Raw genomic sequence first — 16,339 nt, forward strand, 5'->3', positions numbered from 1 at the left:
AATATATACTAGCAGTCAAAACTCGCAATTGGGAGTCCATTTAGGGAAATATAAGTGATTTTATTAAAACGAACTTTACAATTTTTTATCATTTGTGTGTTAATTGGTCTGATCACTTTGGTCAGTCTTTATTACTACGTTAAACCTGATATCCCCAGTGTGCAAGTTTTAAAAGACGTGCAATTACAAACTCCTATGCAAGTATTCACAAAAGATGGGCTTTTAATCAATCAATTTGGTGAAAAGCGTCGTATTCCAGTGACTATTGATGAAATTCCTCAAACACTCATTAATGCATTTTTAGCGACAGAAGATAATCGATTTTACGATCATATAGGCATAGATCCTATAGGTATTGTGCGTTCGGCTATTGTTCTTATATCTACCGGCGAGAAAAAACAAGGCGCAAGTACTATTACTATGCAGCTTGCTCGTAATTTCTTTTTAACTCGCGAAAAAGCATATATTCGTAAAGTTAAAGAAATATTTATAGCGCTACATATTGAAGGTGTATTAACAAAAGACGAAATTTTAGAGCTTTACCTTAATAAAATAGAATTAGGTAATCGCGCTTTTGGTATTGGTGCTGCAGCACAAGTTTATTACGGTAAGGAGTTAAAAGATTTAACACTTGCACAAATGGCGATGATTGCAGGTTTACCGAAGGCCCCTTCAGCTTTAAACCCAATTCGTAACCCAACGCGTGCAAAAGCACGCCGAAATGTTGTTTTAGGGCGTTTATTAACTGAAAATTATATTACTCAAGAAGAATATAACGAAGCAACGAGCCAACCTATCACCGCTTATTTTCATGGTGCTGAAATAAATTTATACGCCCCGTATATTTCTGAAATGGTGCGCGCTGAAATGGTCTCGCGTTATGGAATAGATAAAGCTTACAACTCAGGTTTTAAAATTTTCACCTCGGTAGAGTCTAAAGTTCAAAAAGCAGCGCAAAACGCACTTGTAAATAACTTACATAATTACGATATGCGCCATGGTTTTAGAGGACCAACAGATGTTTTATGGGACCCTGAAACACAACCTTCTTTAACTGAGCAACAAATACTCAATAAATTACAAAGCGTAAATGAGTTGGGTACTTTGAAAGCAGCAGCCGTGCTTAGTGTTAATGATAAAACAGCGTCGGTATTACTTAAAAGTGGCGAGCGCACAACTCTTACTTGGGATAACTTAAAATGGGCGCGTAAATATATTACTCGTTACCGCCAAAGTTTTGCTCCAAAAGCAGCTACAGATATTTTAACGCCAGGAATGCAAATATGGGTGCGTAAAAATGAAGATGACAGCTACTTACTAAGCCAAATACCAGAAGCATCAAGTGCTATTGTGTCACTCGACCCACAAGATGGCAGAATTAAAGCTATTGTAGGTGGTTACAGCTTTGAGCAAAGTCAATATAACCGAGCGGTACAAGCAAAGCGTCAAGTAGGTTCTAATATAAAACCTTTTATATATTCAGCAGCACTTGAAAAAGGTTACACGCTTGCGTCTATATTAAACGATGCTCCTATAAACCAATGGGATAAAAGCCAAGGCGTAGCATGGCGTCCCAAAAACAGTCCTGCTGTATATAATGGTCCGATAAGAATTCGCCGTGCTTTAGCACAATCTAAAAACGTTATTTCGGTGCGCTTACTACGCGGCGTTGGATTACAACGTACAGCTGATCATTTATTAAAGTTTGGCTTTAAAGATTCAGACATTAATCGCAGTGAATCACTAGCACTGGGTAGTGCTTCCATTACTCCACTTGAACTTGCTCGTGGCATGAGCGCATTTGCCAATGGTGGCCACTTAATTGAACCTTACTTTATTTCAGAAATTCAAGATGCTTACGGTAATGTATTGTTCAAAGCAAACCCTGCCCTTGCCTGTGACGAAGAGTCTTTACCAACACATAATGAATTCTCACTTCATAATAGTAGTGATGAAGTGAAGCCAACAAAAAAATGTGCACCGAGAATTATTTCTAAGCAGAATGCTTTTTTAATTGCTGATGCAATGCACAGTGGTATTTGGGGCGGCGGTAGTTGGGCCCATAAAACGGGTTGGAGTGGTACAGGTTGGCGCGCACAAGCTTTAGAACGTCGTGATCTTTCGGGTAAAACAGGCACAACTAACGATTCTGTAGACACCTGGTTTAGTGGCTTTAACAGTAAAGTAATGACTTCTGTGTGGGTGGGCTTTGATAACCCAGGTAACGCTCTTGGCCGTTCTACGTACAATAACAACTTAGATAGCAACCAAATATCTGGTGCTGAATCGGGGGCTAAAACAGCGCAGCCTGCATGGATTGAATTTATGAAAGCCGCACTTGAGGGAACACCTGAAGCGCCAATTGAGCCACCTGAGGGGCTTGTTTCGATTCGTATTGATTTAGCCACTGGTTTGCTAAGCCACAAAAATGACTACACCAGCCGCTTTGAATACTTCGAAAAAGGCACTGCACCGACAAAGTATGTGCTATCTCAGCCAAACGATATATTTGAAGAAGACACAAAAACCGAAGAAGAGCTATTTTAATAATATCTCTGTAATACAAAAAACGGCAGCTTATTTAAGCTGCCGTTTTAATTTAAATAATGGCTTATTTTAAGTTTTGAACAAGCCAATATAAGTCAGAGTGTACACCCGCAGCGGTTACTTCTTTCCCAGCCCCAGGCCCCTGAATCACAAGCGCGTTATCACTATACCATTTGCTATTAATTACAAAAATATTATCGCCAGGTGTAAGGTTTGCTAACACATCTCCATTGGTCACATACGTAATTCCTACTTTAGCGATAACTTCAGTTTTTGTTATATCTAATAGGCCTGTGTATCTCAGTACTGAGTTATTAGCTTTTGCTGTATCAGCATGCTCTTCAATGAACGCATCTAGCTGGGCTTTATTGTTTAGAAAGTCTTCCCAGCTTCCTAGCGCAAGATCGCCGGGCATTAATGCCGATAAGCTAATATCATCAAGCTCAAGCTCTATACCTAACTCTCGGGCTAAAATAAGTAACTTACGCTGCATATCTCGTCCAGATAAATCCTCCCGAGGGTCAGGCTCTGTGAACCCCATTTTCTGAGCTTCTAATACCAACTCAGAAAAAGCAGTGGTACCATCATACTTACTACATAACCACGAAAGCGTACCCGAGAACACGCCTTCAATACGCGTAATTTTATCACCACTATTTTGCAAATCAGCCAAAGCAAAATTGATAGGTAAGCCTGCGCCTACACTTGTATTATATCGCCAATGTAAATTACGTTCGCCAAGGTTACTACGAAGTGCTTTATACCAAGAAGTCGGTGCTGTACCTGCATATTTGTTAGCACTAATTAAATGACAATCTCTGTCTACAAAATCTGTATATAAAAAGCTAAACTGCTCACTTGCAGTAATATCAATTAAAACTTTATGTTCGTAGTCAAGCTCGCTTATCGCATTAAGTAAATCCGCAGTTTCATAGCTATTCGCCTCATGCTGCCATTGAGTTTTCCATTGCGATATATTTATGCCACTTGCATTAAATAACATATGTTTAGAGCGAACCAGCGCTACCAATTTAATACTAAAGTCGCCTGATAAACGCTCAAATTGTGCCGATAACTGCTCAATAAAAGCATCGCCTACATTGCCAAGGCCCGCAACTATAACGGCTATTTCTTGGCCTTTATTGATTAGCTTATCGTGTAAGACGCTTTGTATATCGCTATCTATAAATTGGTCTGTTAGTAATAAAACATAACCATTATCTTGATGCACAAAACGCGGTTTTATAGTCTGCTCAGCTAATACCTCTAAAGCTTGCAGTTTTAGTACGCTAACGTCTTGCTCAGGGGCAACAATTGCACAGCCATTTAAATTTGACTCACTAATATTAGCTCTACCAGCAAAGTAATTAATAACTTGATATGTTTGTGCAGCCGGTACTACTAAATACACTTCACCATTATGGTTAAAATGATGAAGGCTATGCTGAATAAGCTGACTAACGCTTGCGACCTCACCTTCACTTAATCCTTCAACCATTAACAAATCAACATTTTGCAGCGTGGTTATAAAGCGCTTTTTCTTTGCTGAACCTTCTTTTACTATATCTGTTGGGCTTGCTTGCACATCAAAACTACTACGAACAGCTAGCTTAATATCGCTGTTTTTAAGTGGCGATAGTGTTTTTGCATGTAATACAGGGTTACCCAAACGAGCTAATAAATTAGCTTGTCCGCGACAAATTTTGCCGTACTTAATCGCCTTTTTTACCTTTCGAGGATCAGTGCTAAACACACCCTGTGTATCGGTCCAAATACATACCTGCTTAGCATCACAGTAATTTGCAAGTAGTGTTGCACTATAATCGCTACCGTTGCGTCCAAGTGTTACGGTCTCACCTTTCGTATCGGCGGCAATAAACCCAGTAACAACATTTATCGTATTAGGTAAAATTGACTGTCGACATTGCTGCGCATTTTGCGCATGCATTAATTCACCATCGTTTAAGGTAAAAAGACTACGGGCATCTTGAGCACACGCCTCAATATTTAGCTGCTGTAAATAAGTAGCGAGTAAACGTGCTGACCACAGTTCCCCGTGCGCGAGTAACGCAGCCTCTTTTAGCTGCTCAGCTTGAGCAAGTTCTGCAATATTACTAAGCTCGGTATTTAGTGTTCTAAGTGCGCAGCGCTTTAAATCAGCTTGTAATAACTGCTCAATTAAATCGCTTTGATGGTTATTTAACTGCAGTAAAATATCAGCGACAGCTTGCGTGTCTTGCAGCTGATAACTTTGCCACAACGACACAAGTGTATCTGTAGTTTTACCTGCAGCAGACACCACAACACAGTCGCCCGGCTGAGTATGCCCAATAATTATTTTAGCTACGCTTTGATAGCGCTCACTAGAGCTTAAGCTTGAACCACCAAATTTATGTACACAATTGACCATATTTATACCAATTCGCTTAATTAAGTTGTCTATTTTGAGGTAAGAAAACCGTATCGATAACAAGGCAAAAATTTCGCTATTTAGTTGTTCTATATTAGGAATTTTTAACGATGTTATCGTGCGGTTTAATCCCTCAAATTGATTAGGTATTATTGCGGATTGGTATTAATTACCAAAGCGCTGGACGGGCTGCACTTAATTTAACGTTTCCACCAGAAGTGCCAGCACCTTTGCCTACACGGCCAACATTTTTATTTTGCCCTGGTTTTACAAGTTCAAATACTCGTTCAAAGTCAGCTATTAAATCGTGTATATCTTCAATCCCAACCGAAATACGAATAAGCGTATCGCCCACACCCGCTTCTAAACGTGCCTTTGCCTCCATACCTGCGTGCGTCATAGTTGCAGGGTGACAAATTAAGCTCTCTACGCCACCTAGTGACTCAGCTAAACTAAACGTTTTAAGGCTAGTTAAAAATGCTGCCGCGTCGTTTATATCGCCTTTAATATCAAAACTAACCATGCCACCAAAGCCAAGTTGTTGTGCTTTAGCAAGTTCATGTTGAGGATGCGACTCAAGTCCAGGATAGTAAACTTGGCTTACAAAATTGGAACTTTCAAGGTACTTAGCTATTGCTAGCGCATTTTCTTGGTGCTGCCTTAAGCGCACATTTAAAGTACGTAGACCACGAAGCGTTAAATAACTATCAAAAGGAGCGCCCGTAATACCAATATTATTTGCCCACCAAGCAAGCTCATCACCAAGCTCTTGTGTTGCAGCAATAACAGCGCCGCCCACTACATCTGAGTGCCCGTTAATATATTTAGTAGTTGAATGCACCACAATATCTACACCAAACTTAATAGGGTTTTGTAAGGCAGGAGACAAAAACGTGTTATCTGCGGCAACCAATGCACCGCATTGCTTAGCAACATCGGTAACCGCTTTAATATCGGTTAAACGAAGTACTGGGTTACTTGGAGTCTCTATCCAAATAAGCTTAGGTTTAATTGCTAAAATTTGTTGAAGGCTTTCTTCTTTTGTTAAATCTAATACTTCAAGCTTCAATAGTCCGCGTTTTTGTAACGATGTAAATAAACGATAGCTACCACCATAACAATCATGTGGAATTACTAACGTGTCGTCACTGTTAAGTAGCTGAGTAGCTAAATGCACGGCTGCCATACCAGTGGCCGTAATTATGCCGCGAGCGCCGCCTTCAAGCTTAGCAAGCGTCTCTGCTAAAATATCACGATTAGGGTTACCACTGCGGCCATAATCATACTCACGCTTGGTATCAAAGTCGGCAAACGAATAAGTCGTTGATAAATAAATTGGCGGCACCACTGCACCATGATGTTTATCAGCATCAACGCCGTTACGTACAGCAATGGTCGCTTTGTTTTTTTCGCTCATATTCGTCACCTGATTAATTTGGATGTTTAGACGTCTAAAAGAGTAAGTTATCCGTTTTAATAAGTCAAAGTATTTTAAAGCTCTAGATGGCTAAAGTTAGGAAAGGCGTTTGCTAGTACCACATTTTAGCTCACAAAAGTGAGCTTATTTTTACATCCCAAATAGGCTTATTAAGATAGATCGGTATCTATTATTTGACTATCTTTTTTAAATCGATAGAATTTCACGCATATTTACACGCTTTTTATACCGTGTGAGAAATTAATAATCTGAGGCAACGATACATCTTATGGCTAAATGGAATGGTGAGTATATTCACCCATACGCAGAACACGGGAAAAAATCAGAGCAAGTTAAAAAGATCACCGTTTCGATCCCGCTAAATGTATTAAAAGTTTTAACGGATGAGCGTACGCGTCGTCAAATCAACAACCTTCGCCATGCAACAAATAGTGAATTGCTATGTGAGGCGTTTTTGCATGCATTTACTGGCCAACCTTTACCAAATGACGATGACCTACGTAAAGACAACGCAGAAAAAGTACCAGAAGAAGTTAAAAAGATAATGCAAGAAATGGGTTTAGAAGTGCCTATTTTAAACGAAGAATAAATCGTTACCTTTTTAATCAAAAAACCTCAGCATTGCTGAGGTTTTTTTGTTTAAGCGTTATATATTACGCCATATAGTTTTCAGGCAAGTCAATTTGCGCAACACCCGACTCTACCGCAGCAAGTGCTACAGCTTTAGCTATACGCGGTAGTAAACGCGGATCCATTGGTTTTGGAATAATATACTGCGCACCAAACTCTAGCTTATCTACGCCTGCGGCTTTTAAAACTTCTGCAGGTACAGGCTCTTTGGCAATACTACGAATAGCCTCAACTGCAGCAATTTTCATTTCATCGTTAATCGCGCTTGCACGTACATCAAGTGCACCACGGAAAATAAACGGAAAACATAAAACATTATTTACTTGGTTAGGGTAATCAGAGCGCCCTGTTGCCATAATTAAATCATTGCGTGCGCCGTGTGCAAGTGCAGGATCGATCTCTGGATCTGGGTTTGAACATGCAAACACGACCGGCTTTTCTGCCATTAGTTTTAAATCTTCGGCAGCTAACAAGTTAGGACCCGAAACACCAACAAACACATCAGCATCTGCAATTACATCTTGCAATGTGCGTTTATCGGTATTGTTAGCAAAAAGCTGTTTATATTCATTTAAATCATCGCGACGAGTATGAATAACACCTTTGCGGTCAAGCATATAAATGTGTTCACGCAGTGCACCACACTTAATTAACAGTTCCATACACGCAACTGCAGCAGCGCCTGCACCTAAACATACAATTATTGCATCTTCAATTGATTTACCTTGTACTTCTAGTGCATTTAACATGCCGGCAGCCGTAACAATGGCGGTGCCGTGTTGATCATCATGAAAAACAGGAATGCTACAACGCTCTATTAATGCTTTTTCAATTTCAAAACACTCTGGTGCTTTAATATCTTCAAGGTTAATACCACCGAATGTGTCAGCAATATTGGCAACCGTGTTAATAAAGTCTTCTGTTGTTTTGTGCTTTACTTCAATATCAATAGAATCAAGCCCTGCAAAACGTTTAAACAATAACGCCTTGCCTTCCATTACTGGTTTAGACGCTAAAGGACCTAAATTACCCAAGCCCAAAATTGCAGTACCATTAGTGATAACCGCAACCATGTTACCCTTACCGGTATATTTATATGCATTTGCAGGATCTGCGGCAATTTCACGTACAGGCTCAGCGACACCTGGGCTATAAGCTAGGGCTAAGTCTTGAACTGTTTCAGCTGGTTTTGTTAGCTCAATGCTAATTTTACCAGGTACGGGATGTGAGTGATAATGTAGTGCTTGTTCACGAAAGTCAGACATAACGCGATGGTATCCTGCAATTTAAGTTAAAGTGAGAGGTGGAGTCTTGGGGTACGATACCCTTATTATTTTTAAATTCCAAGCAATATCAGGTCTATCCTGTTATATGCTATATCCTTTAATTTTAAGAGGTTTTTCAGTAACTTTGCAGGATTATATAAACATTTGATAAATAAAAATTCACCAAAAAAGTAAGTTTTGAGGTGCGTTTATGTCTATTAAAATATTAAAAAAATGTATGTTTAACGTATCATCATAAACTTAAAATAACAGCCTACTACACTACTTTAAAAACAGATAAGCCCACGTTAGCTACTTTTATCAACCTAGTTAAAATTTGTACTATTTAAAATATAGAGAATATCTATCAATTTGTCTGCAAAGGTTTATGCATACTCAGAATAAGAATAGGAAATAGTTATGCAAGGTGTGATGTAGCTCGAGCAAGCTAAATAAGATAAGAAGTGGTAAATTTTAGACACAAAAAAAGCACCCTAAGGTGCTTTTTTTAACTAAACAGCAATAATTACTTCTTGCTGCTAAGTGCACCGAAGCGCTTGTTGAAGCGATCAACACGGCCGCCAGTGTCTAAAATCTTTTGCTTACCAGTGTAAAACGGGTGACACGCAGAACATACGTCTAAGTGAATGTCTTTACAAAGAGTTGAGCTAGTTTCGAATTTGTTTCCGCATGAACATGTTGCAGAAATTACTTCGTACTTAGGGTGAATACCTTCTTTCATAGGAACCTCTAGTTAAGGCCGCATCGCTCTCCAAACCCGAAGTCTGGCACCATACGTCGTTAAAACAAATTTGTTGGTGGCGGATTTTATCCAACAACCTTCCCCTGCACAAGTATTTATTTATCTTTTCGCTAAAAAAGTGAACAATCTCTTTCTCAAGTACTATTGCTAGTAGGTTTTTAGCGGTATTTTTAGTACATTACAGCATTAATTTTACGGGTTGAGTTGTTATGAGTTTTGTTGAAGTTGCTATTAAAGTCCCGCTTCCACGCACCTTTGATTATAAAATAGAAGAGCAGCTCAGTGGCTTATCAACACCCATACTACCGGGCATGCGGGTTTTAGTACCTTTTGGTAATCAAAAAAAAGTAGCTGTTGTTCTGGGCATTAAAAACAGTACCGACGTCCCTTTAGATAAAATTAAGAATATTATAGAGGTAATAGACGACACCCCTATTTTAAGCGCCCAACATTTAGAACTCCTTAGCTTTACTGCCCGCTATTATTGCTATCCCTTAGGCGAAACTATTCACATAGCGCTACCGAGTGCACTTCGCCAAGGTGAATCGCCAGATAAAACCAGTATTAACATGGTTGCTCTGACAGAAAAAGGCTCAAAAGTACCGTCATTAAAAGCCAAAACACAACTCAATTTATTAAAGCAGTTGTCGCAATCGGGGAAATCATCGTTAACCGAATTAAAAGCTCTTGGCTTTAGTAAAAAAACAATCGATAGCCTAATAGATAAAGAACTCATAACACAAACTATTGAGCACGATAACCAATGGCAAAGTGTTGCTCCAACTGTCGGTAGTAAACCAGTACTTAATAAAGAACAAGCGGTTGCCTGTACGGCAATAAATCAAAGTAGTGGATTTAGCAGCTTTTTATTAGAAGGCGTAACTGGCAGTGGTAAAACAGAAGTGTATTTACAGTGCCTAGAAGAAGTACTCAAACGTGGCGAGCAAGCATTAGTATTAGTGCCAGAAATAGGCTTAACGCCACAAACTGTAAACCGTTTTCGTCGCCGCTTTCCTGATACACCCATTATGCTTTGGCATTCAGCCCTTACCGACAACGAGCGATTGCAAACATGGCGTTTTTGCGAAAAAGGCAGTTGTGCAATAGTTATAGGCACACGTTCGAGTATTTTTCTGCCATTTTTAAAACTCGGTATGATAGTTGTCGATGAAGAGCACGATTCATCATTTAAGCAACAAGATACCCTTCGTTACCATGCTCGTGATTTGGCCGCATACAGAGCTTTTCAGCATAAAATACCACTAATATTAGGCAGTGCTACACCCGCACTTGAAACACTTCACAAAGCAATTAATAACAAATATCAGCTACTAAGTTTAACCGAGCGCGCGCAAACTGCGACAGATAACCAATTTAAGTTACTCGATATGAAAGGCCAACCCGACCAAGCAGGTATTGCACATGCAAGCCTTGCAACTATGCGCCAACACTTAAATCGCGGTAAACAGGTTATGGTTTTTTTAAATCGCCGAGGTTTTTCACCCACTCTTATTTGCCATGAATGTGGCTGGCTAAGTGAATGTAAACGCTGCAGTACCAGCGCCACATTTCATAAAGCGATTGGGCAAATGATTTGTCATCACTGTGGCGATCAATACCCTGTTCCTCACCAATGTCCTGATTGTGGAAGTACGCAAATATTTCCAAATGGCAAAGGTACAGAGCAAATTGAAGAGTTTTTATCGACCGAGTTTCCAGATACACCCGTTACTCGCATAGACCGCGATTCAACTCGCCGTAAAGGCAGCCTTGAAAAAGCACTAGATGAAATAAACCTAGGCGGTGCACGCATTTTAGTAGGCACACAAATGCTTGCCAAAGGCCATCACTTTGCAGATGTAAGCCTTGTTATAATTTTAGACGTAGATAGCGGTTTATACTCATGCGACTTTAGGGCAACAGAGCATTTAGCACAGTTAGTTACTCAAGTCGCGGGCCGAGCTGGGCGTTCAGGGGAACCTGGCCAAGTATTATTACAAACACACTTTCCAGAACACCCGCTTTTACAAGACTTAGTTAATAATGGTTACCAAGACTTTGCTCGCTTTGCACTGAGTGAACGCGATGATGCAGACTTACCACCCATTACAAATATGGCTATTGTCCGTGCACAAGGACACAGCATTAAGCTAGTCGTCGATTTTTTGACGGATTTGGTTCCTGTGAATGGGGTATCTGGTATACAATTGCTCGGTCCGATCCCTGCTCCACTTGAAAAAGTCGCAGGTATGTATCGTTTTCAATTACATATTCAAGCGCAAGATCGTCGCATATTACATCAGTACCTTGCGCAAATGGTTGATTATTTAAGTTCAAGTAAACTTGCACAAAAAGTACGCTGGAGCTTAGACGTAGACCCTATAGACATGATTTAGGTTAAGGCCAAAATAACACCATGGCACAGCACGATTATATTAACAAAAAGCCTGCAGGCAGAAACAGTAAAAAAAACGCACCCGCTAAAAAACCATTTCCTATTCTTTTAGCTGTCATAGCCATCTTACTCGTCGGTGGTTTTGCTTATACATTATGGTTTATTAAAAGTAATGCAGATCCAAAACTTGTCGAAAAACAAGCAAACCCCACTGCGCCCGCAAAAGTAGAAGTGGTTATTCCACGCACACCAGAGTTTATTAAAGAAATTAGAAACCACGAGATTCAAGTTGAAGTGAAAGAACTTGAGCAAAAAGGTCCTTACGTTATGCAGTGTGGTTCGTTTAAAACCCACGCACAAGCGGAATCGCTAAAAGCTAAAATAGCATTTGCAGGCCTCATTTCTGAAATAAAACAGGCTGAAGGCAGCAATGGTACTTGGTATAAAGTGCGCTTAGGCCCATATAAAACCAAACGCCAAGCCGAAAGTGATAAAAACAAACTTAAACGTGTAAAAATAGTCGGCTGCGGAATTTGGGGCTGGACTTGAAAATAAACCATTCACCCATATAACCTCTTCATAATCGTTTTTTTACGAGTTGCCTCTGCAGCTCGATGATGAGGAATAACATGACTACTATCGTAAGTGTACGCCGTGGCGACAAGGTTGTAATTGGCGGCGATGGCCAAGTGTCTCTTGGTAATACCGTAATGAAGGGCAACGCCCGTAAAGTTCGACGTCTTTATAATGGCAAAGTAATCGCTGGTTTTGCCGGCGGTACTGCTGATGCCTTCACTCTTTTCGAACGCTTTGAAAGCAAATTAGAAATGCACCAAGGAAACCTAACTAAAGCCGCAGTAGAAATGGCTAAAGATTGGCGCAGCGACCGTGCACTTCGAAAACTCGAAGCGCTGCTCGCTGTAGCAGACGAAACAGCCTCTTTAATTATTACCGGTAATGGCGATGTGGTTCAACCTGAAAACGACCTAATTGCAATTGGCAGTGGTGGTAACTTTGCACAATCAGCTGCAACCGCCCTTTTAGAAAATACAGATTTAAGCGCTCGTGAAATAGTAGAGAAAAGCTTAACTATTGCAGGCAACATCTGCGTATTTACTAATAACTTCCAAACAATCGAAGAATTATAATAGGAACTATCATGTCTGATATGACCCCAAGAGAAATTGTTCACGAGCTAGATCAGCACATTATAGGTCAGGCTAAAGCAAAAAAAGCAGTGGCTATCGCACTTCGTAACCGCTGGCGCCGCATGCAACTCAAAGAAGATTTACGCAGCGAAGTAACACCAAAAAACATTTTAATGATTGGTCCAACCGGTGTAGGTAAAACAGAAATTGCCCGCCGATTAGCAAAACTTGCTAACGCACCCTTTATTAAAGTAGAAGCGACTAAGTTCACTGAAGTTGGCTATGTTGGTAAAGAAGTTGAGACTATCATCCGCGATTTAGTCGATGTATCAATTAAAATGACTCGCGAACAGCAGACTAAGAAATTTAAACATCGCGCCGAAGAAGCAGCAGAAGAGCGCATTTTAGATGCCCTTTTACCACCAGCGAAAGATCAATACGGCGAAACGCAGCGTGATGATAACTCATCAACTCGCCAAGCGTTCCGTAAAAAGCTACGTGAAGGTCAGCTAGATGATAAAGAAATTGAAATCGATTTAGCACAAGCACAACCAAACGTAGAAATTATGGCGCCTCCTGGTATGGAAGATATGACCAACCAGCTACAAAGCATGTTTCAAAACATGGGCGGCGATAAGCGCACTAAGCGTAAACTAAAAATCAAAGAAGCCTTCAAACTATTAACGGAAGAAGAAGCCGCTAAATTAGTAAATCCTGAAGAGCTAAAAGAACAAGCTATTTTTGCAGTAGAGCAAAACGGTATTGTGTTTATTGATGAAATAGACAAAATTTGTAAGCGCGGCGATTCTTCAGGTCCAGATGTGAGCCGAGAAGGTGTTCAGCGCGACTTACTACCGCTAATTGAAGGTTCAACTGTAAATACTAAGCACGGAATGGTTAAAACTGACCATATGCTGTTTATTGCCTCTGGTGCGTTTCAGATGGCAAAGCCATCAGATATGATCCCAGAGCTACAGGGCCGCTTACCGATTCGAGTAGAACTTGAAGCACTTACTGCAGATGACTTTAAACGCATCCTTACAGAGCCTCATGCATCGCTTACCGAGCAACAACGAGAGCTGCTTAAAACTGAGCAGGTATCGATTGAGTTTAGCGACGATGCAATTGAACGTATTGCCAAAGCAGCTTGGCAAGTTAACGAGAAAACCGAAAACATCGGTGCTCGTCGTTTACACACTGTAATGGAAAGATTGATGGAAGAAATTTCATACGACGCTTCTGAAAAAGCAGGCTCGTCATTAGTAATCGACGCCGCTTATGTTGAGAAACACTTAGGTGCACTTGTTGAAGATGAAGACTTAAGCCGCTTTATTCTATAAAACGAATATAAACGTTATACTAAAAGCCTCCAGATTGGGGGCTTTTTAATGGGATATATTAAATGAAACACGTAACAAAAGTGCATTACCACAGTGTAAGTAAAAATCTAGATGTTTACTTTGATGATGACAGTAAAGCTGTATTTAGCTGTGAGTTTTTACGTGTACACTCCCCTTCAGCTGAAGTGCAGGGCCATGGCTCTGGCCCAATGAAGCTAGTACTTAATAAGCAAGCTGTAGGAATAAAAAGTATTGTACCTGTTGGGCATTACGCACTTCGTTTAGATTTTGACGATGGCCATAACAGCGGACTATTTAGCTGGCGCTACTTTGAAAAACTACAACAGCAACAAGATACATTGTGGAGTGAATATTTAGCGCGGGTAACTGAACACGAAAAAAGTAAAGATAGCGTGCCTATAAAATTTGTTCCTTAAACTTTATAGGCCCGTTCTATTAAGCGTTATTAAACCTTAAATTTATCAATTGCAGTGAACAGAACGCGAGCCTGCTCAGAGACCTCTTCACTTGTTTGCGCATTGTTAGCAGCATGTTCAGTTGCGTCTTGTGCAATATCGCGAATTCTTACTACATTTTTATTAACCTCTGATGCCACTTGGCTTTGCTCATCAATAGCAACTGCTATTTGAGAGCTCATTTCCATTATTGTTTGTACATCTTCAGTAATTGCGCCTAATAGCTCACCTGCTTTAATTGCTTGCGAGGCACTTTCATCACCTTGAGAGCGACATTTGTGCATAATACTCACCACTTCTTGAGTACGCTGCTGTAAGGTACTTATAATACCTTCAATCTCACTTGTAGACTCTTGAGTACGCTTTGCTAATGAACGAACCTCATCTGCAACAACAGCAAAACCACGACCATACTCACCAGCACGGGCCGCTTCTATTGCCGCATTAAGTGCAAGTAAATTTGTTTGATCTGCAATCCCTCGAATTACATCAAGCACTGAACCAATTGTTTCACCATCTTTTTCAAGTTGCGACACTACATTTGATGCATTCCCCAGCGAATCAGATAGGGCCCTAATGTGCTTAACGGTAGAATCTACTTCACTACGCCCTTGTTGTGCACTTAAATTTGTTGACTCTGCTTTTTTCGCAGCCGCCTCAGTATTATGTGAAATATCCTGAATCGTCGCCTGCATTTCGGTGGCTGCCGTTGCAACCATGTCGGCTTCATGTAGTTGCTCTTGCATACCAGAGCTTGTTGCTGCGGTACTTTGTGATAAATGCTCTGTTGCTACATTAAGCGTGTTTAAAGCACCATTAACTTCGTTAATTAAGTTCTTAAAATCGCCTATTAAGCTATTAAAGTCGACCGTCATGGTGGTAATTTCGTCTTTACCAGTTTGCTCTATCATCACGCTCAAATCATTATTACGACGAATATCGTTAATGGTGTGATAAACCCGCTCAATAGGTACAATAATGGAGTGGCTTGTAAAATAAACGAGTGCTAATACAATCACACCTGCAATCACAAATACCAAAATAGCTAAAAATTGAGCCTGCTCTACACTTTGCTCTACTTGTAACTTAGTGTCTTTAACGATTTTAGAAACAATGGCGTCGCTTTTATCTACACTGTCACGCATTACTCCAAGTGCGCCTGACTCAAGATCTAGCCCTAGCTTAGTTTGCGCCTGCACAAGTGTTTGAAATTCGCTTTGGTATATATCAATCAAAGGATTAATTTGTGCTTTATAGTCGCTTGGCAGCTGTGCTGCAGCTACCTGCTGCTTAAATGTATTAATTCCCTCATTAAAACGCCCTAGGTACTTAATATCAAATCTCAGCATGAAGTCTTTTTCTGAGCGTCTTAGTTGCAGCATTGACGACAGCAGTTGGTAATTTTGCTGCTCTTTTAATAGTTGCTCAACTTCATGAACCGAGCTTCTAAGCTTGCCATATAACCCGTCGGTCGGGGTTAAACCAATCTCTTTTTGAAGCTTAACAACAGTTTCAAAATCATTATTATAGCTATTTATTAGTTGCTCAAAGCGCTGGACCTGCTCCTGTGCAATACCTTGGTTAGCCATTAACTGTTGTAACTTTTTTACTTTATCACTTAACTGCTCAAAATCCGTTTCAAATGCAGTTAACGCATCTTCTTGTTTATAAAACAAAAAGTTTTTTTCATGTTTACGCAATGCTAATGCATGTACGTTGAGCTCTTCTGCTAATTGAATAGTCTTGTTTAAGCTCAAGGTTGTACGTGATTCAAAAATAATCACGCATAAAAGGACCACCATTGCTAAACCAACAACGACTGCGTTTAGTTGTAAACGTCGTTTAATTGTTAAGTTTTGTAAAAAATTCATCGCTAACGCCTTTTTTAAATATGCATTTGTATTATAGCTAATAGATCAACAGCGAC

Annotated in this window: 12 protein-coding genes; 7 read left to right on the forward strand and 5 right to left on the reverse strand. The window is 40.1% G+C overall.

What is annotated here, in order from left to right:
• Positions 1 to 54 precede the first annotated feature (54 nt).
• On the forward strand, positions 55 to 2,547 hold the full coding sequence (locus H5126_RS10715) for a penicillin-binding protein 1A (RefSeq protein WP_182720228.1): 2,493 nt from the start codon (positions 55 to 57) through the stop codon (positions 2,545 to 2,547).
• 64 nt (positions 2,548 to 2,611) lie between these two features.
• Here the strand turns inward: H5126_RS10715 and metL are convergent, their stop codons facing one another.
• Both metL and metB read right to left on the reverse strand, forming a co-directional pair.
• The gene (gene metL, locus H5126_RS10720; RefSeq protein WP_182720963.1) at positions 2,612 to 4,957 is read right to left on the reverse strand and encodes a bifunctional aspartate kinase/homoserine dehydrogenase II; all 2,346 of its coding nucleotides are present in this window, start codon (positions 4,955 to 4,957) and stop codon (positions 2,612 to 2,614) included.
• A gap of 169 nt (positions 4,958 to 5,126) precedes the next feature.
• Entirely contained in the window at positions 5,127 to 6,374 is a 1,248-nt protein-coding gene (metB, locus tag H5126_RS10725) for a cystathionine gamma-synthase (protein ID WP_039485856.1), read from the reverse strand.
• A 289-nt stretch (positions 6,375 to 6,663) separates the two neighbouring features.
• Here metB and metJ point away from each other — a divergent pair, with 289 nt between their 5' ends.
• Positions 6,664 to 6,984 carry a met regulon transcriptional regulator MetJ gene (gene metJ / locus H5126_RS10730; RefSeq protein WP_002958371.1) on the forward strand — a complete coding sequence of 107 codons (321 nt, stop codon included), beginning with the start codon at positions 6,664 to 6,666 and terminating at the stop codon, positions 6,982 to 6,984.
• A 64-nt stretch (positions 6,985 to 7,048) separates the two neighbouring features.
• On the opposite strand, the gene H5126_RS10735 is transcribed toward metJ, so the two are convergent.
• On the reverse strand, positions 7,049 to 8,290 hold the full coding sequence (locus tag H5126_RS10735) for a malic enzyme-like NAD(P)-binding protein (protein WP_002958370.1): 1,242 nt from the start codon (positions 8,288 to 8,290) through the stop codon (positions 7,049 to 7,051).
• Positions 8,291 to 8,816: 526 nt separating this feature from the next.
• Positions 8,817 to 9,032 carry a 50S ribosomal protein L31 gene (rpmE, locus tag H5126_RS10740; RefSeq protein ID WP_002958369.1) on the reverse strand — a complete coding sequence of 72 codons (216 nt, stop codon included), beginning with the start codon at positions 9,030 to 9,032 and terminating at the stop codon, positions 8,817 to 8,819.
• A 230-nt stretch (positions 9,033 to 9,262) separates the two neighbouring features.
• Here rpmE and priA point away from each other — a divergent pair, with 230 nt between their 5' ends.
• The 5 genes from priA to H5126_RS10765 all read left to right on the forward strand — a co-directional run bounded on the left by priA (position 9,263) and on the right by H5126_RS10765 (position 14,373).
• Positions 9,263 to 11,449, forward strand: a complete 2,187-nt coding sequence (priA, locus tag H5126_RS10745) for a primosomal protein N' (RefSeq protein ID WP_182720964.1) — start codon at positions 9,263 to 9,265, stop codon at positions 11,447 to 11,449.
• Positions 11,450 to 11,469: 20 nt separating this feature from the next.
• Complete coding sequence (locus tag H5126_RS10750) at positions 11,470 to 11,997, forward strand: SPOR domain-containing protein (RefSeq protein ID WP_024596311.1); 528 nt, start codon at positions 11,470 to 11,472, stop codon at positions 11,995 to 11,997.
• 80 nt (positions 11,998 to 12,077) lie between these two features.
• Positions 12,078 to 12,596 carry an ATP-dependent protease subunit HslV gene (gene hslV, locus H5126_RS10755; RefSeq protein ID WP_002958366.1) on the forward strand — a complete coding sequence of 173 codons (519 nt, stop codon included), beginning with the start codon at positions 12,078 to 12,080 and terminating at the stop codon, positions 12,594 to 12,596.
• Positions 12,597 to 12,607: 11 nt separating this feature from the next.
• Positions 12,608 to 13,936: an HslU--HslV peptidase ATPase subunit gene (gene hslU, locus H5126_RS10760; protein WP_002958365.1), complete on the forward strand. Its 1,329-nt coding sequence runs from the start codon at positions 12,608 to 12,610 to the stop codon at positions 13,934 to 13,936.
• A gap of 62 nt (positions 13,937 to 13,998) precedes the next feature.
• Positions 13,999 to 14,373, forward strand: a complete 375-nt coding sequence (locus tag H5126_RS10765; protein WP_002958364.1) for a gamma-butyrobetaine hydroxylase-like domain-containing protein — start codon at positions 13,999 to 14,001, stop codon at positions 14,371 to 14,373.
• A gap of 29 nt (positions 14,374 to 14,402) precedes the next feature.
• Here the strand turns inward: H5126_RS10765 and H5126_RS10770 are convergent, their stop codons facing one another.
• Positions 14,403 to 16,283, reverse strand: a complete 1,881-nt coding sequence (locus H5126_RS10770; protein ID WP_182720965.1) for a methyl-accepting chemotaxis protein — start codon at positions 16,281 to 16,283, stop codon at positions 14,403 to 14,405.
• Between the last annotated feature and the right edge of the window lie 56 nt (positions 16,284 to 16,339).

Source organism: Pseudoalteromonas sp. SG45-3 (assembly GCF_014164075.1).
In the GTDB taxonomy this organism is placed as follows: domain Bacteria; phylum Pseudomonadota; class Gammaproteobacteria; order Enterobacterales; family Alteromonadaceae; genus Pseudoalteromonas; species Pseudoalteromonas distincta.

What these genes read in the sequence shown, in the direction of transcription:
- metB (WP_039485856.1), bottom strand. Translation starts at nt 6,374, where the DNA reads ATGAGCGAAAAAAACAAAGCGACCATTGCTGTACGTAACGGCGTTGAT.
- H5126_RS10765 (WP_002958364.1), top strand. Translation starts at nt 13,999, where the DNA reads ATGAAACACGTAACAAAAGTGCATTACCACAGTGTAAGTAAAAATCTA.
- hslU (WP_002958365.1), top strand. Translation starts at nt 12,608, where the DNA reads ATGTCTGATATGACCCCAAGAGAAATTGTTCACGAGCTAGATCAGCAC.
- H5126_RS10770 (WP_182720965.1), bottom strand. Translation starts at nt 16,283, where the DNA reads ATGAATTTTTTACAAAACTTAACAATTAAACGACGTTTACAACTAAAC.
- H5126_RS10750 (WP_024596311.1), top strand. Translation starts at nt 11,470, where the DNA reads ATGGCACAGCACGATTATATTAACAAAAAGCCTGCAGGCAGAAACAGT.
- metJ (WP_002958371.1), top strand. Translation starts at nt 6,664, where the DNA reads ATGGCTAAATGGAATGGTGAGTATATTCACCCATACGCAGAACACGGG.
- priA (WP_182720964.1), top strand. Translation starts at nt 9,263, where the DNA reads ATGAGTTTTGTTGAAGTTGCTATTAAAGTCCCGCTTCCACGCACCTTT.
- metL (WP_182720963.1), bottom strand. Translation starts at nt 4,957, where the DNA reads ATGGTCAATTGTGTACATAAATTTGGTGGTTCAAGCTTAAGCTCTAGT.
- rpmE (WP_002958369.1), bottom strand. Translation starts at nt 9,032, where the DNA reads ATGAAAGAAGGTATTCACCCTAAGTACGAAGTAATTTCTGCAACATGT.
- H5126_RS10735 (WP_002958370.1), bottom strand. Translation starts at nt 8,290, where the DNA reads ATGTCTGACTTTCGTGAACAAGCACTACATTATCACTCACATCCCGTA.
- hslV (WP_002958366.1), top strand. Translation starts at nt 12,078, where the DNA reads ATGACTACTATCGTAAGTGTACGCCGTGGCGACAAGGTTGTAATTGGC.